Raw genomic sequence first — 23,671 nt, 5'->3', positions numbered from 1 at the left:
CCTGCAAAGGTGATCAGAAAAGCTGCACGCTGCCAGCATCCATCGAAGTCTGGCTGACGATGCCACGCCCGACCTTTTCACCGTGCGTTTCGCGAAAACGCTGCATCAGTACCAGCAGCTCCTCCGGGTCTGCAGACTGTGCAGCCGCCTGCTGCAATTCGCTGGCCAGCTGGCGCAACAATTCGCCCCTCAGGCGAGCGTCGTCGAGGGCCTGGCGGACGATGTCCTCGAACTGCAGGGAGCGGATCGAATCCCCCACCGCCTGCTCGATGTGCTGAGCCACACCGCCCATATCAGCAGCGTGATCGGTAAATTCGTGATTGATTTTCTCGACGCTATTGAGCAAGTCCTGCACCTGTGCCTTGGCACCGATGCACTCGTTGATGTCGCGCGAGGCCATGCCGGCAACGGTTTCGCGCACCCGGTCGATGGACTCCTTGGCGCCGATCACGCGCTCACGGATGCGAGCGTTGATGGTCTCGGAGATCTGCGCCAGCTTGCGCACTTCGTCGGCCACCACACCGAACCCCTTGCCGGCCTCACCTGCACGAGCCGCTTCGATGCTAGCGTTCAGCGCTAACAGATTAGTCTTCTTAGCCAAGCCCTGCACTTCATCCACGGCCGCGAAGATGGCCTCGGTCTGCTCGACCATGTCGTCGATGTTGCGCACCGTGGTAAGGCTCTGCACGCTCACCTGAACCAGCAGATCCACAAAGTCGCTCATCATCTTGCCAACATCCTGAGCAAAGTTACGCACATTCGCGCCCTTGGCTTCATCCGTGTTCTCCGCACGGTCCAGCACTGCGCGCACAATGCCTTGCTGCACGCCAGACTGCGTGGCAATCGCTTGCAGGCCACCAGTCAGCAAGGCGACTGAGTCGCGCAACAAGGCCTGGGTGCGGGCTATTTCTTCATCGATAGCGAAAAGCTCCGCACCAACCGTGCGGTTCAGCCCGCTACAAAAATCAGCCATCCCCGGTGTGCCTCTAGCCACGATTTGCGCCTCGTGCGATTCGGCGGCACGCACACTGCCGTACACCGCCAGCCAGCCAGCCACCACGGCCGCAAATATCAGCAGCACAGGCCACAGCCAGCCCGTGCCAAGGAAAAGCAACGCCAGCCCGTAGCCCAAACAGGCACCAGTCAGCAGCGTCAGCCCAGCACGCCATCGCACAGCATTCCTTACATGAAAATCTGCGGCCATGAAGCCTCCGGCAGCCCTGAGTCCAGTGTTCCGCAGGCTTAACGACGCGGGCTACAGCGAACTTTAAGGCCCTGCCCTTGGGGGCGTCGGCGACACGAAGACCCGTGGTCAACGCAAGAGAGGCGCCGCAGCGCCTCTCCTTGAACTCAAGAAACAGCAGGGCTTACTTCTTCACACGGGCTTCGGCTTCGCTGATCTGGCGATCCAGATCGGCCAGCTGCACGTAGCCGCCGATGCGGCTACCATCGGCCAGGAACATCGTCGGCGTACCAGTGATGCGGTATTTGCGCGCCATTTCGGCGTTCTTCTGCACCGGGGTGTCGCACTTGGCCTCGGCGGCCATCTTGCCGTCCACCATCCAGTCGTTCCAGGCCTTGTCGCGATCCGCCGCACACCAGATGTTGCGGGCCTTGTCGCCAGAATCCGGCGACAGGATCGGAATCATGAACACGTAGATGGTGGTGTCTTTCAGCTCACGCATATCCTTGGCGAGCTTCTTGCAGTAGCCACAGTTCGGGTCTTCGAAGGTAATCAGGGTACGCTTGCCAGTCCCGCGCACCTGCTTCACCGCCTGCTTGAGCGGCAGCTCGGCAACGTTCACGCGCGACAACTCGGCCTCGCGCTCGGCGGTGATGTTCTTCTTGTTCTTCAGGTCGATCAGCTGACCGCTCACCAAAAAGGCGCCCTTGCCGTCGACATAGACCAGATCACCATTACTCAGCACCACTTCGTACAGATCGCCATAAGGCACTTTCTGCAGGCTGGTCACCGAGCCTTCCTGACGCAGGATGCCGCCCACCGCTTTGCGAACTTCAGCCTCGCCAGCCAGTACAGGCAGGCTCACGGCCAGGGTGCAGGCGGCCAGCAGGGCGCGCCGGAAGGTGTTCTTCATGTCTTCTCCAATCATTCGACTACAGTAATCCCGCCGCGTAGCGCGCCAGCGCGCTACGCAAGGGTGGAATAGCTCCGGCCAGATTCATGCCGGCATTACGCAACAGGGCCAGCGGTGCAAACGCAGGCTTGAACAGACGCTGCAGACCGTCGGTCATCTCACGCACCAGCAGGGTCTCCTCTGCGCGCGCGCGCTGATAGCGACGCAACACCGCAAGCTCCCCGCAATCACGAAAAGCCGGCAAAGCCAGCAACTGATCAGCCAACTCACGCGCATCCTGGAACCCCAGGTTGATGCCATGCCCGGACAAGGGATGCACAGCGTGCGCGGCATCACCGATCAGGGCAAGGCGCGGCGCAACAATCGCATCCAGCTTCATCAGACGCAAGGGAAAACCGGCGGGCGGTGCCAGCAACTCAAGTCGCCCGAGGCGGCCTTCGCCCGCCTGCGCCACCCGGCTGGCAAAAGCTTCCGGACTCAGCGCCAGCAACTCCTGCGCATGGGCTTCGGGAGTGGACCAGACAATCGAGATGCGGTTCCCGGGCAGCGGCAGATACGCCAACACCCCGTCACGCCGGAACCACTGGAAGGCGGTGCCGAAATGAGGCTCTGCGCAGGTGAAGTTCGCCACCACCCCAAGCTCACCATAGGGCCGCAGCTCGGCCGGAATGGCGGCCTGGTCACGTACCCAGGAATTCACGCCATCGGCGCCCACCACCAGACCGGCGCTGATCTCGCGTCCATCGGCAAGACGCAGCCGGGCCACGTCGTCGTCAAAGACCAGGGATTCAGGCTGTGCCGGGCAGATCAATTCGATATTCGGCTGGCGGCGGGCGGTTTCCCACAACTCGCGCGCCATTGCGCTGCTCTCGACGATCCAGGCCAGCGCCTGCAACCCGCACTCGTAGGCCGAGAACACCAGCTGGCCGCCTGCATCCCCCGCCACGGCCATACGCTCGACCGGCGCAATACGCTGTGCATCCAGATGTGCCCAAGCTCCGCAGCGCTGCAGGAACTCCACATTGGCCGGGCTGATCGCGTAGATACGCGCATCCCAGTCGGCCGGCCATTCCGGGCGCTGCCGCTCGAGCAAGCCGATGCGGTAGCGGCTGCCGCGCAGGGCACAGGCGAGGCTGGCGCCAGACAGGCCGGCGCCGACGATGAGGATGTCGAAATGGGTGGAAGCACTCATGCTGGAAACCGGCAGCCGGCCACAAGGAGCAGGGATTCTGCCACGGATCGGAGATGGCGAGACTCAGGCCAAGCGCTGGAGGGGCATGACCCTCGGGCTGCTGCCCACAAAACCGCGCTCGACCATGTCGATGAATACATCGCCGGTCACCGGCGGGCAGAAGTAGTAGCCCTGCGCCTCACGGCAGCCTTCCTGCATCAGGAACTCGACCTGCGGGCGCGATTCTGCGCCTTCCGCAATCACATCGAGCTTGAGGCTACGGCCAAGCTGAATGATCGCGCGCACAATGGCCGCATCGTCCGGGTCATCAACCATATCGCGCACAAAGCCCTGATCGATCTTGAGACGATCAACCTCAAAACGCTTGAGGTAGGACAGCGAGGAGTAGCCGGTGCCAAAGTCGTCAATCGACAGGCGCACGCCGAGGCCCTTGAGGCGCTGCACGGTTTCCAGCACATCCTCGGCATGCTCCATGAGCAGGGACTCGGTCAGCTCCAGCTCGAGACATTCGGCAGGCAGGCCCGTCTCTGCCAGGGCATCACGCACATTGGCAACGATGTCGTCACGACGGAACTGCAGCGCCGAGATGTTCACCCCCACCACCACGTCGCGAATGCCGCGCGAGTACCAGCCTCGCGCCAGGCTGCAGGCCTCGCGCAGCACCCAGCGCCCGATCGGTACGATCAGGCCGGACTCCTCGGCGATCGGAATAAAGCGCCCCGGCGGCACAAAGCCCAGCGCCGCAGACTCCCAGCGCAGCAAGGCCTCGGCGCCAACGATGGCTCCACTGGCCAGATCCACCTGGGGCTGGAAGTGCAGTACCAGTTCGCGACGCTCCAGCGCGCCACGCAACTGGCTCTCCACCTGCAAGCGCTCCAGCGCATTGGCATTCATCGTCTCGGTGAAGAAGCGGTAAGTGTTCCTCCCGCTTTCCTTGGCGTGATACATGGCCGTATCGGCGTTCTTCATCAGCACATCGGCCTGGCGCCCATCATCCGGGAACACCGCGATGCCAATCGAGAATGATGTCCCCAGAACATGCCCATCGACCTCGAAAGGCTCCGCCAGACGACGCAGGATCTTCTCCGCAATCCGCGCCGGCACCTCGGCATCAGCCACCTCGGGCAACACGATGATGAACTCGTCGCCGCCCTGACGGCAGATCGTGTCGGTGTCCCGCACGCAATGCTGCAGCCGCTCAGCCACCGCCTGCAACAAGCGATCGCCGGCCAGGTGGCCGAGCGAGTCATTAATGGTCTTGAAGCGATCCAGATCCAGGAAAAGCAGCGCAGCCACACTGCCCAAGCGCTCAGCACGCACCAGCGCCTGCTCGAGACGATCCTGGAACAAGGTCCGGTTGGGCAAGGCTGTGAGCGGATCATGGTGGGCCAGGAAGGCGATCCGCGCTTCGTTGGCCTTACGCTCGGTGATATCGGAAAACACCGCCACGAAGTTGCTGATGGCATTGCTGCGATCACGCACAGCGCTGATCGACAGCCACTCCGGAAACTCGCTGCCATCGCGCCGACGCTGCCAGATCTCTCCTTGCCAGCTACCCTTGCTGGCAGCCTCACGCCAGATCGAATCGTATTGCACCAGGCCCTGCCTGGATGACGAAAGCATCGCCGGGGTCTGCCCGGTCACCACGCTGGAGGGAAAACCGGTCAGATCGGTGAAGGCCTTGTTGACCGACAGGATGCGGCGCTGCGCATCGGTGATCATGATCGCCTCGACGCTGTTGTCGAACACGGTGGCCGCCAGGCGCAATTCTTCTTCAGCACGGCGCTGCGCGGTCACATCGTTAATCGTCAGCACCACCGGGTGCAGACCGGTGTGGACATCGCGTGCCAGCGGCTCGGCCTTGGCCAACATCCAGCCGCGCGTACCATCGCGGCGATCGATGCCCACCACCGCGGAAGCCGGCCGGCCAAGGTGCATGGCACGTGCGCCCGGCAACTCCTCCACCGGGCAGGGGCTGCCATCCTCACGCACGAAGCTGTAGCCCTCGGGCTCGAGCAAGGGCGGAAAACCTTCCTCCGGCATCAGGCCGTACAGGCGCCGTGCGGCCGCGTTGGCGATGATCACGCCACCACGCGCGTCACGCAGGATCACGCCTTCGCGCATCGCCACCAGAATACTGCGCAGCCGACCTTCACTCTCTCGCAACTCGCGCTCGGCGATCTTGCGCGCCGTGATGTCCTCGATCACCTCCATAAACTGACCGCTGCCGCGCCGTGAGCGCACCAGGGACATGGTGAGATTCACCCACACCATGTCACCGCTGCGCCGCAGCATGCGTTTCTCAATCGAGAACTTTTCCGCGGTGTCTAGCACCAGCGCGTCGAGCAGGCGGTCATTGGCCTCCACATCGTCAGGGTGCGTCAGCTCACGAAAATCGCGCAGCAACAACTCGCTCCCGGAGTAGCCGGTAATCTCGCAATAGCGCTGATTAACACGCATGTAGCGGCCGGACACCGCGCACAGCCCAACCCCCACCGCAGCCTGCTCGAAGGTGCTGCGAAAGCGCGCTTCGCTGTCCTCCAGCTCAGCTTCCGACGCCTTGTGCGCGGTAATGTCGACGAAAATCCCGCGCATGCCCGTCACATGCCCCTTATGAGCCTCGATCGGAGTACGCAGGTCACGCACAAAGACTTCGCGTCCGTCAGCACGGATCAAGCGGTACTCGCACTCGCGCTGAGCCGAGCGCAGCAGCATGTCGCGCAGAAAGGAGAGTGCCTGCTGGCTGTCTTCTGGGTGCAGGCGGGCACGCCAGAAACCGGATTTTTTCCAGTCCTCCAACGGAAAGCCGAGCAGACGCGCGCCAGGCGCGGAGACATAGGTGAACGCGTCCGAACCCGCGTCATACTCCCAAGCGACCACGCTGGTGCCTTCGATGATCAGGCGGAAACGCTCTTCGGAGAGCTGCAGCTCACGCGTGCGGCGCGACAGGGCCCGAAGCTGGCGTCGATAGAGCAGCGCAGCGGCGAGCAGAAAGAGGGTTGCGAAACCTGCGGCCCAGACCAACACCTTGCCTTCCGGCAAATGGAGGCCGCTCTGCGCCAGCGCCTGAGGCGCGCACAGCAGCAAGCCAAGCACCAGCAGCGCCTGCTTTCGCCTCTGCGTTGTCTGGCTCCTGTGCCGCAAGGCCCGCTCCCCGTGTGATGTTCTTGTCGACAGCGCCCCGAGCTGCCCCCTTGCCCTCCGCAAAACTCCCTTCAAGACAAGGAATTAGCGCGGGACAAAGCAGCCCGGATTGTCGCATCAAGCGCCTGGCAAGCAAGGAGGAAAGGCGAAGACAGTGGCGCGCGTACCACAGCCAGCCCGCGGGCCGGCTACTTGATACGACGCAGATGGCTGCCCTTGCTGGCGGGCGGTGGCACCGGCGGCTCATCGTCCGGCTCAGACGCGCTTGCAGCAGTGGCCGGCAGGTGCTCGACAGACTCTTCCTCCGGCGCCTCCACCACACCACCCAACTCCATGCCGGAGCCACTGATGGCCCCAGGCTGAAAAGCCATGCCTTGACCGTTTTCACGGGCATAGATGGCCAGCACCTGGGAGATCGGTACGTAAATGGTTTCAACCTTGCCCGAGAAGCGAGCCTGGCAGCTCACCGCCTCAGCGTCGATGAGCAGCTTGTTGGTCGCGTAAGGCGCAATGTTGAGCACGATCTGACCGTCGCGCACGTGTTGCAGCGGCACCAGAGTCCGCTCATCCACCAGCACCACGACATAGGGCGTGAGGCTGTTGTCGACGCACCAGTCAAAGATGGCACGAATCAGATAGGACTTGGTGGACGAAGACTGGGATGTACTCATGATGCAGGCCTTGAAAGCAATTCGGGCGCGACCCGGAGGAGTCGCGCCCGAACATGATCTCACGAGTTCAGAGAAGATAGCTCTTGCTCGGTAAATGCCCATCGACCATCGCGAGCGGAGCCGGGTTTGAGAGGAGAAACGCTGCCATATGTGAATACGGCGAGCTTCGCAGTCTCAAAATCGGCCCGCACAGCAGGCCGATGGACGTTTACCGACGCATGGCGCGTTCGGAGGGCGTCAGCGCGTCGATGAAGCCCTGGCGGGTAAAGATCCGCTCGGCGTACTTCATCAGGGGCGCAGCCGTTTTCGGCAGCTCGATGCCGTAGTGCTCAAGGCGCCACAGCAGCGGTGCCACCGCCACATCCAGCATCGAGAACTCGTCGCCGAGCATGTACTTCTGCTTGGCGAACAAAGGCACGAGCTGCATCAGCTGATCACGCACATGGCCACGGGCCTTGTCGGCAGCAGCCTTCTGGTTCTTCTCCAGCGCCTCGATATGCGAGAAAAGCTCGTTCTCAAGCGTATGCAGGATCTGACGCGCCTTGGCACGCATGATCGGATCCGGCGGCATCAGCTGCGGGTGCGGGAAGCGCTCGTCAATGTACTCATTGATGATGTTCGACTCATACAGGATGAGGTCGCGGTCCACCAGCACCGGCACGCGGTTATAGGGATTGATTGCGGCGATGTCTTCAGGCTTGTTGAAGAGATCAACGTCCACCACCTGGAAATCCATGCCCTTTTCGTACAGCACGATCCGGCAACGGTGGCTGAAGGGGTCCGTTGTACCGGAATACAAATTCATCATTGCGGAATTACTCCAGGAATATTCAGTGTCACGAACCACACGACGCGCCTGCTGCGCTTCGCTGTCGCGACCAGCCAACACCATCATTTCGGTTGCACACCTGTTAATGCACGTCTTTCCAGAATGCCTTCTTGAGCATCCAGGAAAGGACGGCCAGAACACCCAGTACGGCGAGCACGGCCCAGCCGAGCTGGCGACGCGTCTCCTGTGCCGGCTCACCCATCCAGGTGAGGAAGGACACGAGATTCGCCACCTCTTCGTCGTACTCCTCCTTCGTCAAGAGGCCGGGCTGAACCAGTTCCAGCCCTTCCAGATGCTTGACCTTGTTGCCATGGCCATCATCTTTCTCGACGAAGCGCGCTTCCTGCACCCCCTGCAGATTCCAGAGGGCGTGCGGCATCCCCACTCCGGGGAAGATCACGTTGTTCCAGCCGGTCGGACGCGAGTCGTCGCGGTAGAACTGACGCAGATAGGTATACAGCCAATCGGCCCCACTGCCATCACCCGAGGCGCGAGCACGGGCGATCACCGAGAGATCGGGCGGCGCGGCGCCAAACCAGCGCTTGGCGTCGTCACTGCGGATGGCGACCTTCATCTGCTCACCGATCTTGTCGGCGGTGAACATCAGATTATCCTTGATCTGCTGCTCGGTCAGGCCGATCTGGGTCAAACGGTTGTAGCGCAGGGCGCTCGCACCGTGACAGTTCAGACAGTAGTTGACGAAGGTCTTTGCGCCACTTTGCAGCGACGCATTATCGAAGCGCAGCGGCGCACGGTCCAGTTGCACACCACCTGAGGCCTGGGCCAGCGCGGCCGTGAGGGCCAGCGCGGCAATGGCCAGAGTCTTGTTGAACAGGCTCATTTCGAGGTCACCCTTTCCGGTTCAGCTTTGGTCTTGTCGAGGCGTGAGTACCAGGGCATGAAAGCGAAGAACGCCAGGTACAGCCAGGAGCAGATCTGCGAGACGAGGTTGCCGATCGGCGACGGCGGCTGCACGCCGAGATACCCGAGGATCACAAAGCAGACTACCCAGACTGCAAGGATGCTTTTGTACAGGCCACCCTTGTAGCGGATCGACTTGACCGGGCTCTGGTCCAGCCAGGGCAGCAGGCCGATCACCATCACCGAGCCGCCCATCAGCACAACGCCCCATACCTTGGCCTCGATCAGCACGAAAGCACCGAGCGCGCCAAGCGTCACTACCGCCGCGACGGCCTTCACGGGCTTGCACTTCGAGGTCAGGATGGCCAAGCCACCGGTAATCGCCACCAAGGCGCCAAGAGCCCACATGAAATCCGAAGTGGTGGCACGCAGGATCGAGTAGAAGGGCGTGAAATACCACACCGGGGCAATGTGCGGCGGCGTCTTGAGCGGATCAGCCGGGAAGAAGTTGTTGTACTCGAGGAAGTAACCACCGCCCTCGGGAGCAAAGAAAATGATGGTCGCAAAGACGATCAGGAACACGCACACCCCGAAGATATCCTTCACCGTGTAGTACGGATGAAAGGGGATGCCATCAAGAGGAATGCCGTTGGCGTCCTTGTGCTTCTTGATCTCGACACCGTCCGGGTTGTTCGAGCCGACTTCATGCAGCGCGACCAGGTGAGCCGCCACCAGCCCCAGCAGGACCAGCGGAATAGCGATCACATGAAAGGCGAAGAAGCGGTTCAGCGTCGCGTCAGACACCACGAAGTCGCCACGGATGAAGATTGACAAGTCCGGCCCGATCACAGGAATCGCCGCGAACAGGTTCACGATCACCTGCGCGCCCCAGAAGGACATTTGGCCCCAAGGCAGCAGATAGCCAAAGAATGCTTCAGCCATCAGACACAGGAAGATGGCGATGCCGAAGAGCCAGATCAGTTCACGCGGCTTGCGGTAGGAGCCGTAGAGCAAGCCACGGAACATGTGCAGATACACCACCACGAAGAACATCGAGGCGCCCGTGGAGTGCATGTAACGGATGATCCAGCCACCCGGCACGTCGCGCATGATGTACTCGACGCTGGCAAACGCCACCGGAATGCCGGCGCTGTTCAGCGAAGCGTCCGGCTTGTAATGCATGACCAGGAAAATGCCGGTCACGATCTGCAGCACCAGCACCAGCAGCGCCAGCGAGCCGAAGAAGTACCAGAAGTTAAAGTTCTTGGGCGCATAGTACTCGGACAGATGCGTCTTATAAGTGGAGGTCAGCGGAAAGCGATCATCCACCCAGCCCAGCAGTTGTTGGCCCTTTTCGGCCAGCATCTTGGAATCAATCATCCTCAGGCTCCCTTGGAGTCTTCGCCGATCAGCAGGCGTGTTTCACTCAGATAGGTGTGCGGCGGGATCACCAGATTCGTCGGCGCCGGCATGGCCTTGAACACACGCCCGGCCAGATCGAACTGCGAACCATGGCAGGGGCACAGGAAGCCGCCCTTCCACTCCGCTCCCATACCGCTCTCGGCACCTGCCTTGAGCTTGTCGGAGGGCGAACAGCCCAGATGGGTACAAATACCGATACAGACAAAATACTCGGGGTTGATCGCGCGCTCGATGCCCTTGACATAGGCCGGCTGCTGCGCAGCCTGCGACTCGGGATCAACCAGTTTGTCCGCCCCCTCCTTCAGTGCAGCCAACATTTCGGGCGTGCGGCGCAGCACCCACACCGGCTTGCCCTGCCACTCGACGGTCATCTTTTCACCGGGCTGCAGCTTGGAGAGATCGACCTCAACCGGTGCTCCGGCCGCTTTGGCACGCTCGGACGGCGTAAAGCTCGCCACGAAAGGTACGGCCACTCCGGCTGCCGCCACCGCACCGACACCGGCCGTAGCGGCCAGCAGGGTGCGTCGGGACGAATCCAGACTGCACGCACAGAACGATGCTCCGCCAGCGGATGCATCTAGTTTGTGATCGCTCATTGCAAACCCCGAGTGATTGTGATTCAGAAAACTGGGCGATTATAGCCAAGACGGCAGGAGGGATTAAAGCCCGCGCTCCAATCTATTCTTAAAAACACATAATAATCATAAACCTGCAAAGCAAATAAACCCTAACGTCATTCAACCCAAAAAGCGCAAAAAGCTCAATTCGGGCAATCCTTGATCTGCTTTGCGCGTGCGCAGCCCGCTCTCTGTGCATCTACGGCATACTTCCGGCATGTGTTTTTGACCTCCCCTGTAACAGGAAAACAAATATGGCCAAGTGCATCATCTCGGACATGGATGGCGTGATCTACCGTGGCAAACAATTGATCCCCGGCGCCAAGGATTTCGTCACCCGCCTGCTTGAGAGCAAGACCCCCTTTCTGTTTCTGACCAACAACGCCGAACAAACTCCGCTGGACCTCAAGCTGAAGTTGGCCAGCCTCGGTATCGACGGACTCACCGAAGCCAATTTCATCACTGCGGCCATGGCCACAGCGATGTTCCTGAAGAACCAGAATCAGAAACAGCACGCCACGGCCTATGTCCTCGGTGGAGGCGGCCTGATCAACGAGCTCTACAACGTTGGTTTCTCGATCTCGGAATCGAATCCGGACTATGTGGTGGTCGCCAAGTCCTCCACGCTCAGTTACGAACAACTCAAGAAGGCGGTGCGCCTGATTGACCAGGGCGCCAAGTTCATCGGCACCAACCCGGACATGATCGACCCGGTCGAGGGTGGCCTGGAACCAGCCGCTGGCACCATCTTGGCCGCCATTTCGGCAGCCACGGGCAAGAAACCGTACATCGTCGGCAAGCCCAACTCCTTGATGATGATGCTGGCCGCCCGCAAGCTCGGAGCCCATCCGGAAGACTGCGTGATGGTGGGAGACCGCATGGATACCGACATCGTCGGCGGTATGGAAGCCGGCATGAGCACGGTACTGGTCCTCTCAGGCGTGACCACGCCGACGCTGATGGCTGAGTTCCCGTACAAGCCCGACTACGTTCTCAACAACGTCGGCGAAATCGATCTGGCAGCCCTCTGATCGCGGCGCCCGGCCAGCACTGGCCGGGCCGCCTGCCCCGACAGCCACTCCGTAGCCGCTCAGTCCCGGCCTAAAATTGCTGCACCGCACACATCGAGCGGCCTGGCCAACCAGCACAACGGACTGCGGCAATCTTCTTGAAAGAACGGGGCAAAGCATGAGCAACGCGATCGAAAACCGCACCTACGACGAAATCTCCATCGGTGATTCAGCCAGCCTCGCACGCACCATCACCGAGGCAGACATCCAGCTCTTCGCCGCCCTCTCTGGAGACATCAATCCGGCCCACCTGGACCACGAATACGCTCAGGGAAGCATGTTCGGCGGCGTAATCGCGCACGGCATATTCAGCGGCGCTCTGGTCTCCACGGTGCTGGGAGTGCAGCTGCCGGGCCCCGGCACCATCTACCTAGGCCAGACGCTGCGCTTTGCCCGACCGGTCAAGCCGGGCGACCGACTCACCGTCACGGTCACCGCGCGCGAAAAATTCGATGACAAAAAACGCGTGGTTTTCGACTGCGTCTGCATCAACCAGGATGGCAAGGCAGTCGTGAAGGGCGAAGCCGAGGTGCTGGCGCCAACAGAAAAAGTCCGCCGCCCGGCTATGCCGGTCCCGCCGGTGACGCTTGACGGCGCGCGCTTCAGCCCCACCCCCTGATACGCGTCAGCGCCCGGTTTTAGGGTTCACGCCCTCAAAGGCAGGAGCGGCCGGGCGGGAACTGGCGGGCGGCTGTGTTTTGACTGGCACGGGGGTGCGCATGGCCAAAGCCGCCTGCTCATATTCCTGATTGAAGTCCTGCCCGATGCGCTGAAACTCCGGCAGCGTGTTCTGGATCTGCGAGCGCAGCAACTGCCCAACAGCATCCGCAATCTTCCCCCCTTGCCGGAGCGCTTTCTGCCCGCTCGCGCTGCGATAGAAACCGAGCAGGTCCCGCACTTCTCCCTCGCTGTAATTCTCGAGGTAAATCTGGGCGATGGGATCCTTGAACCGGCTCCAGTCCAGCGCTGCGTCCAGAGCAGCATTGGCTCGCTGCGAGAAACGCTCGACAGCGGCACGCTGGGCTTCGTTCAGCTGATCCTCTTTCTTGCCGGCCAGGGCCTTGTCAATCACCTCAATGGCCTGCGCATCCAGTTGCTTGCGCCAGGTCGTCACCGCCCCGTCGGCCCGCAGAACCATCATCAGTTCATCCACGGCCTTGCGATGGCTTGCAGCATCCGCCCATACGCATACCGGCCAAAACAGCAACAACATCAAGCCACGCTTCATTCGATCATTCCTTTTACCAGCCTCGCCGTTCGACGAAGGCCTGCGCCACCGTCCCCAGGTCGGTATGCTCGAGCTCGCCCCCAACCGGCACGCCACGTGCAATGCGGCTCACCCGCAGCCCCCTCGCACGCAGCATCTCGCCGAGATAATGGGCCGTCGCCTCACCCTCGTTGGTGAAATTGGTGGCCAGGATCACTTCCTGGACAATCCCGTCTGTCGCACGTTCGACCAGTTTGTCGAACTTCAGCTCACGCGGACCAATGCCATCCAGCGGCGAGAGTTTGCCCATCAAAACGTAGTACAAACCCCGATACGCCAGCGTGGACTCCATCACCATCAAATCCGATGGCATCTCCACCACGCATAGCTGGCTCGCATCCCGCTGCTGGCTAAGGCAGCGTTCGCACACATCGGCCTCGGTGAAGTTATTGCAGCGCGCGCAATGGCGCACTTCGGCCAAGGCTGCAGCGAGCGTTCCTGCCAGGCGTGCGGCGCCCTCGCGATCGCGCTGCAGCAGGTGATAGGCCATGCGCTGGGCCGACTTGGGCCCAACGCCGGGCAAGACCCGCAAAGCTTCGGTAAGGGAGTCCAGAAGAGGCATGGGAGAGTCGGGGCAAGCGCGCTTGTCCCCGCCTGTGTTTCAGAACGGAAGCTTGAAGCCCGGCGGCATGCCCATGCCAGAGGTGAAACCCGCCATTTTTTCGCTGCTGACGGCCTCGGCCTTGGCTGCGGCGTCATTCAGCGCAGTCACGATCAAGTCTTCAAGCATTTCGCGATCATCCATCACGGCTTCGTTGATCTGCACCCGCTTGACCTTGTTCTGGCAGTTCATCACCACTTTTACGGCACCGGCACCCGCAGAGCCTTCGACATCGATCTGGCCCAGCGCTTCCTGAGCCTTCTTCATGTTTTCCTGCATCTGCTGGGCCTGTTTCATCAGGCCAGCAAGGCCGCCTTTCATCATTCTGCTTCTCCTAAAGGTTTGACGGAGGATTCCACCAGCGTCGCATCGCAACGCTCAATGAGCTCCTGCACAAAGGGATCGGATTCCAGCGCAGCCACGGCATCGGCCTGGCGCGCCTGACGGATTTCTTGCTTGCGCTGAGCCGGCGTCTGGCTGCCCGGTTCAGCAACTTCGATGTTCACACGTAAGGGCCTGCCCTGCGTGGCGGACAAGGCTTCCTGCAATTTGCTCAGGTTTGACGGCATCGCCATCAGATGCCGATGCGCCGGCGCCAAACGCAGACGCAGCACACTCCCCTCCAGACCGAGGAACTCACAGTTCTGCGCCAACTCACGCACCATGCCACCCACGCCGCTCGCCTGGATCTGGGCCAGCCAGTCGGCAGCCCCCGCCAGCGCCACGGGCGCCGCAACAGCGGCCGGAACAGGCGGCGAAGGCGGAGCGGCAACCTGCGTCGGCGAAGCGGATTCGTCTTCCCATGGCGGTGGCGGCTCCTGTACAGACTGCGGCGCAGCAGCCACCGGACGCGCGGCAGGTACAACAGGCGTAGCCGCTGTCGCACCGGGGCGCAGAGCCGGAGTTGAGACCGGAGCGGTCGACGCACGCGCTGCGCTGCCAGGTGCTTCGGGCCGAAACGCGTGCAGACGCAGCAGGCTCATCGTAAAACCGGTGTACTCATCCGGCGCCAGAGCCAGTTCTTCCCGGCCATGAATCGTGATCTGGTAAGCCAGTTGCAAAAACTCAGCATCAAAGGCCGCCGCATAGGGCGCCAGACGCTCACGCTCGAAGTTATCTGCAATCGCCAGCGGGGCAAATTGAGCCAGTGCGACGCGATGCAACAGGGTCGCGAACTCCTGCAAGGCCGATTCAAAACTCAGGCTGCGCGCCTCCATGGCATCTGCCACGGCGATCAAGGCCCCAATATCCTGCGCCTGCAAGGCATCGAGCAATTCGAAGAGATGGTCTTCGCCGACCGTGCCGAGCATGTCGCGCACCCCCTCCTCTTCAACCTTGCCCGCACCATGCGCGATGGCTTGGTCAAGCAGCGATAGCGCGTCACGCATCGAACCATTAGCACCCTTGGCGATATGGCGCAGGGCACCAGACGCGAAAGACACAGCCTCCTGCCCAAGGATGTTCGATAGATGCTCGACGATGTGCGTCTGCGGCATCTGCTTGAGATTGAACTGCAAACAACGCGACAGGACCGTGACCGGAATTTTCTGCGGATCCGTCGTCGCAAGAATGAACTTCATATGCGCCGGCGGCTCTTCCAGCGTCTTCAGCATGGCGTTGAAGGCATGCCCGGTCAGCATATGCACTTCATCGATCATGTAGACCTTGTAGCGGCCGCGCGAGGGGGCATACGCCGCTTTTTCCAGCAAGGCCGCCATGTCATCCACCCCTCGGTTGGAGGCGGCATCCATCTCGACGTAATCAACGAAGCGCCCACTGTCGATTTCGGTGCAGGCGGCACACACGCCACAAGGGGTGGCCGTCACGCCCTGCTCGCAGTTAAGGCTCTTGGCCAGAATGCGCGAAATGGTGGTCTTGCCGACCCCGCGTGTCCCGGTAAAGAGATAGGCGTGGTGCAGGCGCCCCGTGGTGAGCGCGTGTGTCAGAGCGCGGACCACGTGCTCCTGCCCGACAAGGGTCTCGAAACTCCGGGGGCGCCACTTACGGGCAAGGACCTGATAACTCATGGGCGCGATTGTAGCCCGGATGCCCTCGCCGCTTCGCACCGATTTGTCCGCCTAAGGCCTTTGCATTAATGACGCAAAGCGCTCGTAACAGTCAAACCACAGGAATCCCCCTTCCCGCTGCAGCGCTCCGCGCAGGGGGAAGTTCATTTTGACTATTACCATATTTCGATTAATAAATTGGATTGAATAACAGCAATCCAATATCTTTAGACAATCAAAAGGAGCCTGCCATGTCCCAACACAAACAGTTCGCCAACCACCTGCTGGATCTCTGCATCAACGTGTTTGCAGGTCAGGCTGAGCACTATCAGCATTTAGTCCGCCTTTGAAGCCATATCTGGAGCACATGGGTGCTGAAGCGATACCACAGCCATGCTCTGACCCTATCAGTAGCTTGCACAGATTCAATTGGCGAGCCCACACCACGTAAATCAAGCTGAAATCAGCGGCACATCAGGAGCACATCATGCACAACACATTGTCAGCCAAGTTTGCACACCGCCTGCGCGAAGGCCTCGGTCTGGCCATCTTTGCCTTTGGCGCAGCGCTTCTCATCATCTGATCGCAGACGCGGCATACGCCTTCAAAGGCAGGTCGTCAGCGCCTCACGTGAGCAACAACCAAATTGAAAAGCCATGAGGAGCCCGCGATGAGTCCCAAAGCCCGGCACAGAGCGAGTAACCACCCCTTGTTCCAATTAGTGGCAACAGTTTTACTGGCTATCTGCGCCATGTGGCTGCTCAACGCATGGCTCGGGGAAGCCACAACACCAGTCTCGGCAAGTCAGAGGTATGAGCGACGTAATGCCATACAGCCTGCCACAACGCCAGCGCCGCCCCCTGTCGCACAAAGAGAGGCCTGACGCTTCCCTGCGCCAGCCTGCAAAAGCAAACGGGCTGTGTCGCAAGACACAGCCCGTTCATATATTAGAGGCGGCGAGCCTGACCCCCGGCACTTGCAGGGAATGGTTATGGCTGCTTCCTTCCGGACCTGACCAGGTTCCCACGCTGCAATGCGGGGAGACCCGCCGCGCGCCATTGTACCCCAGTTTTTCCATGTACCCGCGTTGCCGCAAAGGGGCCTGCCGCTCACAGAACAGCAGAGACTGCTGCTTCACCCTGAACGCAAGCTCATGCCCGCACAAGACGCTGCCCGCTCGGCCACTCAAGTTGCTAGGAGCTGCGCCGATAACCGGGAACACCTCGGCTGCTGACAATCTGTGCATCGCGCCTTAATGCATAAGCGCCCTCATGTATCCAGCGCTACGCGCAGCCTTGCAACGACCGTCACCGCAACAAGAGAGTAGGGGCCAAACATGATCAAGCTACTGCAGCGCATGATGGCAATCGGCCTGCTGACATGCAGCCTGAGCGCCCTGGCTACTGATCTGACCGTCATCTACAACAAGAACGAGCCGAAGAACTTCATCTCCTTACTCGAAGCTGCACTTGAACGCACCAAAAACGAGGGCGGTTTCAGCATCAAAGCCAGTGACACGACCTTCGGCACCGCCCGGGCAATTGACGAAATCGCCGACAACACGGGCAAGCTGCACATTCTGACCCGAGGCTCCAATATTGATGAGGAGAAGAAACTTCTTCCGGTCCGGGTTCCGCTGGACAAGGGCTTGCTCGGCTATCGCATCATGCTGGTACGCAAGCAGGATCTGCCGAAATTCGCTGCAATCCAGAGCGTCGATGAACTCAAGCGGCTAAGCGTCGGCCAAGGCTCCCGCTGGCCGGACACAAAAATCCTGGAGGCCGCGGGCTTCAAGGTGACCAAAGCCTATTACTCGGCCGGACTGCTGCGCATGCTCACCGAAGAGCGCTTTGACATGTTTGCCCGCGCCACCTGGGAAGCACCGGGAGGGCTTGCTGACGCCACCAAGCAAGGCATCACCGATCTGGCGATCGAGCCCACTCTGGCCGTCTATTACCCAATGCCACGCATCTTCATGGTGAGCCGCAAAGGAGAGGGCCCGACACTCGCCGCGCGCCTCGAACGCGGCCTGCGCGCCATGATCAAGGATGGCAGCTTCGACCGGATCTTCACCGAATCCTTCGGCCCCGCCCTGGAGGCAGCCCGCCTGCACGAGCGCAAGATTTTCCGGGTAGACAACAAGTTTCTCTCACCGGACACCCCATTTGAGGACAAGTCCCTGTGGCTGGACGTGAGCGTGCCCTACTCCGCCGGCGCCAAGAAACCCTGACCTTCCAGAAGGGAGCTCACCATGCCCAGTTTCGACCTGAACAGTGTCAGCAGCCGCCTGATCCTGCTGTTCCTTGTCATCATCACCACGCTGCTCGCTATCTCCGGTGGCATCAGCTACATCTCGACCAAACACAGTCTAGAGGCAGCACTCGAAGAGGATGCCAGCGATGCTATCGAGCGCATCCAGACCAACCTCTCGATGCCGCTATGGAATTTCGACAAACCTGTCATGGTCGCGACCCTCAAGGCCGAGCTGGGCGCCGAATTTCTGCAGTCGGTCAGCCTCAATACACCGAAAAACTGGAGCCTGCTCATCGGGCGCGACAAGGATGGCAAGCCGGACGAGCTCACAGAGCTTGTCGACAAACCGGAGTTGATGAGTAAGGAAGCGGAAGTCACCTATACCGAAGGCGACAAGACCCAGAGCATCGGCAAGTTTTCTCTGCGCTATTCACGTGCCGGTGTTGATCAGGCATTGCGCGACGAACTCGTTGGCGTCGTGTTGCAAATCGTGCTGCTCGATATCGCCTTGTTGATGGCCCTGACCGTAGCCTTGCGCACCACGGTGATTGGTCCGCTGCAAAGAATTCGCGACGCCTTGCGCAGCATTGCCGAGGGTGAGGCCGACCTCACCCGCCGCCTCGACGCCAGCGGCAATAAGGAGTTCGCTGAAGTGGCACACTGGTTCAATACCTTCGTTGCCCGCATTCAGACCGTGATCAAAGATGTGGCAGGTAGCGTGGGCGAACAAGGTTCGGCCGCACGCGAGCTGACCGCAGCGGCACAAAAAGTCAGTGCCGCCTCAGGCCATCAGTCCGAAGCGGTTCAGTCGACCGCAGCCGCTATTGAGGAAATGTCGGTTAGCGTCAGCCATATTGCAGAGAACACGCACAACGTTGAATCCGAAACCCGCAGCGCCGCCAGCACGGCCAGCAGTGGCGCGCACACAGCGCGCCAGGCCGCTGGAGAGATCCGCCAGATCGCCCAGGCCATCACTCAGGTCAGCGAAACCATGAGCGCGCTAGCCCGTCGCTCCGATGAAATCGGCAGCATCGTCAATGTCATCAAGGAGATTGCCGATCAGACCAACCTCCTTGCGCTGAACGCCGCCATTGAAGCGGCCCGCGCCGGCGAGCAAGGGCGCGGTTTCGCAGTGGTAGCCGATGAGGTGCGCAAGCTGGCGGAGCGCACGACTGTCGCCACCCAAGAAATCAACGCCAAGATTGAAGCCGTGCAGCGCGACACCTCGGACGCAGTGGTCGGCATTAACGATGCCAACCGCAAGGTCGAAGCAGGCGTACGTAGTGCCGGTGATGTAGCCGAAGCCCTGCAGCGCATTGAGGAGCAGTCCACGGAAACCGTTGGCCATATCTCTACAATCTCCACCTCGGTGCAAGAGCAAAGCAGTGCCAGCCAGGACATTGCCCGTCACATCGAGCGCATCGCCCATTCCAGCGAAGAAAATCAGGAGGTGGCAGAAACCACCAATCGGCTTGCAGCTCGTCTGTCAGATATCGCAGGCCGGCTGGATGCCACTGTTCGCCGCTTTACCGTCTGAGCTCCCTGCCGAAGACATGCCTCCGGCAAGAAAAAACGCTGTCGTAACAAATAATTGCGTGCAATCTGCGTTTTCTTGCTGTAGAGTGCGCAGCCTTCCACTGCGGCGTTTGTGCAGTGCGAAATCGTTTCATCGTCCCTGACCCCCTCTTCACGCATTTCCGCATTCTTCGGAAATATTGCGCGTTTGTTGTACTGGTTGGCGCCGATGTGTTTGCGCAGCTTGATCTGCGCCTGTTTGCGCCCAACCCCGTGCTGCTCTGGCAGCCACGGCTCTTCGCGCTTTTTCCGATAGGCAAGAAATGTCATTTGATTCCTTGGGTCTGAACCCCATCCTCGTTTCCGCTGTATCCCGCGCCGGCTACACCACGCCGACGTCCGTTCAGGCCGCCGCCATCCCGGCCGCACTTAGCGGAAGCGATCTGATGGTCTCCGCCGCCACCGGCAGCGGCAAAACCGCAGCCTTCATGCTTCCTGCCCTACAGCGCTTGGCCGAACCAGCTGCCGTGCGCAGCATCGGGCCGCGCGCAGTCATCCTCTGCCCGACGCGTGAGCTGGCTCAGCAAGTGGCCAAGGCTGCTATCACCTACAGCCGCACCATGAAACGGATCGCCGTCGTAACAGTTGTTGGCGGCATGCCCTACCCCGCCCAACTGAAGCTGCTGCGCCAGCCGGTGGACGTTCTCGTGGCTACCCCGGGGCGCCTGCTTGATTACATCAGTAGCGGTCGCATCGATTTTTCACGAACCGAAATGCTGGTTCTCGACGAAGCCGACCGAATGCTCGACATGGGCTTCATGGAAGATATCGAGAAAATCATTGCGGCATTGCCCGAGAGCCGTCAGACCCTGATGTTCTCCGCCACTTTTGGCGGTGAAGTCGGTCGTCTCGCCCAATCCATGCTCCGCGCCCCGCAACGGATCGAGCTCGCCAATCAGACCGATCGCCATGCCGATATCGAGCAGCGCGTGCATTGGGCCGATGACACCGCTCACAAGAACCGCCTACTCGATCATTTGCTCAAGGGTCATGACGTTACCCAGGCCATCGTTTTTGCCGCAACCAAGCGCGACGCAGAATGGCTCTCCGAAACGCTGGCCGACAAGGGCTTCGCTGCCGCCTCCCTGCATGGCGATATGCCGCAAGCCAAGCGCAATCGCACCCTCACCGGGCTGCGCCGTGGCGACATCAAGATCCTCGTGGCAACCGACGTAGCAGCCCGCGGCATCGACGTCCCCAACATCAGCCATGTGATCAATTACGGCATGCCGATGAAGCCGGAAGATTATGTTCACCGCATCGGCCGTACCGGTCGTGCCGGCCGTGCAGGCTTGGCCATTACCTTGGCTATTCCAGCCGAGCGCTTCAAAATTCGCGCCATCGAACGCTTTACCACTCAGCAGATTCCGGCAAGCGTCATCGAGGGGCTGGAACCGCGCTTCAAGCCCGAGCAACGTAGCGGCAATCGCCCGCATGGCGATCGTCCCCAACGCAGCATTAGTGATCGTCCGCGCAGCTTCGGGGATCGCAATCGCTCCAAGGATGCACCACGCAGCCGTGAAGAAGGCTCCAGCCCTGCGCGCAACTTCATCGACCCGGGTCGCTTTGAAGAGAGTGCTCGCCGCTTCAGCGAGCGCCCGGCAGCGGCCACTGCACCGGCAGCAAACCGTAAACCGGCTGGAGCAACGGCCGGTGCAAAGAACCGTCCGCTGTTCAATGGCGAACGTCACTTCGATGCTCGCCCTCGCAGCGAAAGTGGAAACTTCACTGATCGCCCTGCACGTGGCGAGTTACGCACAAGCGCGCCTGCTCGCAGCAGACCGCGCTAAGTAGCGCATCAGGGCATTGATTCTTCACCAAGGTGAAGAATCAATGCCCTGATCTAGTTTTAGGGAAATGCGGGGCAAACGCCGCCCCGCTGTTATCGGCTTTATCTCTTTCTCAGGCCGGCTTGAGGGTCACTTCACAGCCCAGCTTGGCAATGATCTTCTGCAGTCCGCGCATCGTCGCGCCATTGATAACCAATGGAGCCATCAGGTTCGCTTTGACGTGAGCATCGCCGGCACGACGCATCTGCTCCGGCTCTCCCTTGCGCAGGATAACCAGTACAGCCACATCCTCTGCACGCGTCGCGCCAAGCAAGTTCTGCTCTTCTTCACTCAGCTCAAACTCATAGTGAAGGCCAAGCAAGTCCGGGGTTGTCACTGCAAACGCAATTGCCGGATCATCCACACCTTGCAACACGGCAAAAGCCTCGCTGCTCTGCTCTACTTCAATGAATGTGTAGCGCTTGCAGGCCTCGAAGCCAGGCAAACCAAGTGGAAACTCAACCACCTTGTTGCTGGCGACCTCCAGGCTACCGAACTGCGGACTATCGATCTTCATGAGCCCCTCCTGACAAGAACTACGATGACTGGCTCAGTCCGGACTTGGCGGGCAAAGTCAGCAAAAAAGCTTGAGCCTACAAGACAGGCATGCCATCTTGCATACTCTAGTCGCCTTGTTCTACCCCAAAGCCCTGAAAAGAAATTGAAAAACGGCCCATCAAGGCCGTTTTGTGCTGGTCGGCAGCAACATACCGCCACCTATGCCCAACTTTTTCAAGCGATCCTGAGCCTTCACTGCCTCTTCCTTGCTTGAAAACGGTCCCACTTGCACCCGGGTCTCGAGCTGAGTGGGAATGCCTGCCTGTCGAAGTTTGTTGTGTAACTCTTCGGCATTCCCTGGATTACTGAACACCCCAACCTGCAAGATGAAGGGGCCAGCATCCCGTGTTTCGCTCAGGGCTGCGGATGACGTACGGACGGACTCTGTACGGCCGGCACTGGCCGCAGGCGTCAGCGTTGGTGCTTGGGGATGTGAATCGCGCCCAGCGCGTACGGACGAATGCACTGGCGTCGTGGCAGTAGCCAAAGGCTTGGTCGGCACATCGGAGCTTCCCTCTGGCACGACAGGGGTCTGGGAGGCCGCGGGGCTTGTCGCCGGAGCAGACATGCTTGCAAGAGTGGCCTGCGCAGCGTCAGGAGCCTCCCTTATCGCCCGCTTGAGCTCTTCCGGCATGCTTTCCGGCACAGCGGCAGGGGTGGTCGGAGCAGCGGAGACAGAAACACCAATCCGCGGCGCATTCAGTGCCGCGGCAACGGGGGCTGCCTCGCTAACCTCAGGTCGGTCTGACTTGCCTTCGAAGATCATCAAACCAGCCAGCAAAGCAACTATCAGCGCAACCACCAAAACAGCACGGGACACCAGTTTGTTGCGTCCTCGCGTCACCACGCCGTCATTGTCGAATTGCTCATGCTCTGTCATTGCCTTGCTCCCCCTTGGCATCTGAACTCAATGAACGCACCAATTGCGCTTCAGCGATTGAAATCCCGCAACGCTCAGCGATGGCATCGACATCATAGCCACGTTGCGCAAGAGCTACGGCTTCGCTGTACATCGGGGAAACCTGGCAGGCTGCACGCAACGCATGCAACTCATCCTGCAAGGTTTTAACCTGAGCTTGCAACTGGTCATGACTTAGGCGTAATTCATCCAGTAAGTGACGCGTCTGGCGCATCTCAAGCAAGGCATCAAAACCAAATTCAGTCGCATCAGGTTCTCCGAGGCGATTCAACCTTGGTTCGGTGCGTGGTATACCGGCATCAGTCTCAAAAGTGTTCGCAGGGCGCGAACCATCGAAATGAACGCTGGAAAATGAAAGCTCCGGATCCCCGCCGAGGATCTGGGAGTGAATCGTCTCCGGAGGGGTCGCTTCCTCGGAAAACGTAGGGGCCAAAGTACGTGGCTTACGCAATCGCAAGAGTCTGACGCACAGCCACACGAGATAGGCAGCCAACCCTCCCACCAACCAGAGAACGATTTCGCGAAACGTCAAATGCCGCCTCCGTTCAGCCCATAAAACGAGCTGTTTGATAAGTCCTGAGAAGATTCAAATCGCGGTACGCTGCCGACTGCGCTTGATGATACTGAGAATGCGAGTGTGTTGCCAAAGAGTTGGGAACATTGCTTTTTTTCCCCAAAAGCAAAACCCCCCTGCCTCGTGAGAGACAGGGGGGTTTTGGGTATGGGGTAGTCTGACGATGACCTACTTTCGCATGGGCGGA

At 60.4% G+C, this 23,671-nt stretch carries 22 protein-coding genes and 1 other RNA gene; 6 read left to right on the top strand and 17 right to left on the bottom strand.

Annotation, left to right across the window (positions count from 1 at the left end; all coding sequences use genetic code 11):
• Positions 1-13: 13 nt before the first annotated feature.
• The 9 genes from C0V76_RS18130 to petA form a co-directional block, all read right to left on the bottom strand.
• On the bottom strand, positions 14-1,204 hold the full coding sequence (locus C0V76_RS18130; RefSeq protein ID WP_101944316.1) for a methyl-accepting chemotaxis protein: 1,191 nt from the start codon (positions 1,202-1,204) through the stop codon (positions 14-16).
• A gap of 163 nt (positions 1,205-1,367) precedes the next feature.
• Entirely contained in the window at positions 1,368-2,096 is a 729-nt protein-coding gene (locus C0V76_RS18125; RefSeq protein ID WP_101944315.1) for a DsbC family protein, read from the bottom strand.
• A gap of 19 nt (positions 2,097-2,115) precedes the next feature.
• Positions 2,116-3,288 (bottom strand): UbiH/UbiF family hydroxylase, encoded by a 1,173-nt coding sequence (locus C0V76_RS18120; RefSeq protein WP_101944314.1) that lies wholly within the window; start codon positions 3,286-3,288, stop codon positions 2,116-2,118.
• Between the two features lie 63 nt (positions 3,289-3,351).
• Complete coding sequence (locus C0V76_RS18115; RefSeq protein ID WP_158239281.1) at positions 3,352-6,384, bottom strand: EAL domain-containing protein; 3,033 nt, start codon at positions 6,382-6,384, stop codon at positions 3,352-3,354.
• Between the two features lie 236 nt (positions 6,385-6,620).
• Positions 6,621-7,103: a ClpXP protease specificity-enhancing factor gene (locus C0V76_RS18110; RefSeq protein WP_101944312.1), complete on the bottom strand. Its 483-nt coding sequence runs from the start codon at positions 7,101-7,103 to the stop codon at positions 6,621-6,623.
• Between the two features lie 208 nt (positions 7,104-7,311).
• Positions 7,312-7,911, bottom strand: coding sequence for a glutathione S-transferase N-terminal domain-containing protein (locus tag C0V76_RS18105; RefSeq protein WP_101944375.1), 600 nt, complete (start codon positions 7,909-7,911; stop codon positions 7,312-7,314).
• Between the two features lie 103 nt (positions 7,912-8,014).
• Positions 8,015-8,773, bottom strand: a complete 759-nt coding sequence (locus C0V76_RS18100; protein ID WP_101944311.1) for a cytochrome c1 — start codon at positions 8,771-8,773, stop codon at positions 8,015-8,017.
• A complete protein-coding gene (locus C0V76_RS18095) occupies positions 8,770-10,173 on the bottom strand; it encodes a cytochrome bc complex cytochrome b subunit (protein WP_254048297.1) in 1,404 nt (467 codons plus the stop codon). The genes C0V76_RS18100 and C0V76_RS18095 overlap by 4 nt, the downstream gene beginning before the upstream one ends.
• A gap of 2 nt (positions 10,174-10,175) precedes the next feature.
• Positions 10,176-10,811, bottom strand: coding sequence for a ubiquinol-cytochrome c reductase iron-sulfur subunit (petA, locus tag C0V76_RS18090; protein WP_101944310.1), 636 nt, complete (start codon positions 10,809-10,811; stop codon positions 10,176-10,178).
• Positions 10,812-11,086: 275 nt separating this feature from the next.
• On the opposite strand from petA, the gene C0V76_RS18085 reads away from it, so the two are divergent.
• The gene (locus tag C0V76_RS18085) at positions 11,087-11,863 is read left to right on the top strand and encodes an HAD-IIA family hydrolase (RefSeq protein ID WP_101944309.1); all 777 of its coding nucleotides are present in this window, start codon (positions 11,087-11,089) and stop codon (positions 11,861-11,863) included.
• A 157-nt stretch (positions 11,864-12,020) separates the two neighbouring features.
• Positions 12,021-12,521, top strand: coding sequence for a MaoC/PaaZ C-terminal domain-containing protein (locus C0V76_RS18080; protein ID WP_101944308.1), 501 nt, complete (start codon positions 12,021-12,023; stop codon positions 12,519-12,521).
• Positions 12,522-12,527: 6 nt separating this feature from the next.
• Here the strand turns inward: C0V76_RS18080 and C0V76_RS18075 are convergent, their stop codons facing one another.
• From C0V76_RS18075 to ffs, 5 genes are all read right to left on the bottom strand, one after another.
• A complete protein-coding gene (locus C0V76_RS18075; protein WP_101944307.1) occupies positions 12,528-13,130 on the bottom strand; it encodes a DUF2059 domain-containing protein in 603 nt (200 codons plus the stop codon).
• A gap of 13 nt (positions 13,131-13,143) precedes the next feature.
• Positions 13,144-13,731, bottom strand: a complete 588-nt coding sequence (recR, locus tag C0V76_RS18070) for a recombination mediator RecR (protein ID WP_101944306.1) — start codon at positions 13,729-13,731, stop codon at positions 13,144-13,146.
• A gap of 39 nt (positions 13,732-13,770) precedes the next feature.
• The gene (locus tag C0V76_RS18065; protein WP_101944305.1) at positions 13,771-14,094 is read right to left on the bottom strand and encodes a YbaB/EbfC family nucleoid-associated protein; all 324 of its coding nucleotides are present in this window, start codon (positions 14,092-14,094) and stop codon (positions 13,771-13,773) included.
• Positions 14,091-15,797 carry a DNA polymerase III subunit gamma/tau gene (gene dnaX / locus C0V76_RS18060; protein WP_101944304.1) on the bottom strand — a complete coding sequence of 569 codons (1,707 nt, stop codon included), beginning with the start codon at positions 15,795-15,797 and terminating at the stop codon, positions 14,091-14,093. The genes C0V76_RS18065 and dnaX overlap by 4 nt, the downstream gene beginning before the upstream one ends.
• 931 nt (positions 15,798-16,728) lie before the next feature.
• An RNA gene (ffs, locus tag C0V76_RS18055) (signal recognition particle sRNA small type) lies at positions 16,729-16,826 on the bottom strand.
• A 286-nt stretch (positions 16,827-17,112) separates the two neighbouring features.
• On the opposite strand from ffs, the gene C0V76_RS18050 reads away from it, so the two are divergent.
• From C0V76_RS18050 to C0V76_RS18040, 4 genes are all read left to right on the top strand, one after another.
• Entirely contained in the window at positions 17,113-18,006 is an 894-nt protein-coding gene (locus C0V76_RS18050; protein WP_101944303.1) for an ABC transporter substrate-binding protein, read from the top strand.
• Between the two features lie 21 nt (positions 18,007-18,027).
• Complete coding sequence (locus C0V76_RS18045; RefSeq protein ID WP_101944302.1) at positions 18,028-19,566, top strand: methyl-accepting chemotaxis protein; 1,539 nt, start codon at positions 18,028-18,030, stop codon at positions 19,564-19,566.
• 116 nt (positions 19,567-19,682) lie between these two features.
• Complete coding sequence (locus C0V76_RS19965; RefSeq protein ID WP_158239280.1) at positions 19,683-19,892, top strand: hypothetical protein; 210 nt, start codon at positions 19,683-19,685, stop codon at positions 19,890-19,892.
• Positions 19,868-21,394, top strand: coding sequence for a DEAD/DEAH box helicase (locus C0V76_RS18040; protein ID WP_101944301.1), 1,527 nt, complete (start codon positions 19,868-19,870; stop codon positions 21,392-21,394). The genes C0V76_RS19965 and C0V76_RS18040 overlap by 25 nt, the downstream gene beginning before the upstream one ends.
• A 112-nt stretch (positions 21,395-21,506) precedes the next feature.
• Here C0V76_RS18040 and fliW read toward each other — a convergent pair whose 3' ends face one another.
• The 3 genes from fliW to C0V76_RS20305 all read right to left on the bottom strand — a co-directional run bounded on the left by fliW (position 21,507) and on the right by C0V76_RS20305 (position 23,442).
• Positions 21,507-21,950 (bottom strand): flagellar assembly protein FliW, encoded by a 444-nt coding sequence (fliW, locus tag C0V76_RS18035; RefSeq protein WP_101944300.1) that lies wholly within the window; start codon positions 21,948-21,950, stop codon positions 21,507-21,509.
• Between the two features lie 159 nt (positions 21,951-22,109).
• Entirely contained in the window at positions 22,110-22,871 is a 762-nt protein-coding gene (locus C0V76_RS18030) for an SPOR domain-containing protein (protein WP_158239279.1), read from the bottom strand.
• Positions 22,858-23,442 carry a DUF2802 domain-containing protein gene (locus tag C0V76_RS20305; protein ID WP_254048296.1) on the bottom strand — a complete coding sequence of 195 codons (585 nt, stop codon included), beginning with the start codon at positions 23,440-23,442 and terminating at the stop codon, positions 22,858-22,860. Before C0V76_RS20305 ends, C0V76_RS18030 begins: the two co-directional genes overlap by 14 nt.
• Between the last annotated feature and the right edge of the window lie 229 nt (positions 23,443-23,671).

The organism is Uliginosibacterium sp. TH139, assembly GCF_002855595.1.
GTDB classification, from domain to species: Bacteria; Pseudomonadota; Gammaproteobacteria; order Burkholderiales; family Rhodocyclaceae; genus Uliginosibacterium; species Uliginosibacterium aquaticum.
Note: the sequence above shows the minus strand (reverse complement) of the source record. Positions and strands in the feature narration are given on the sequence as shown.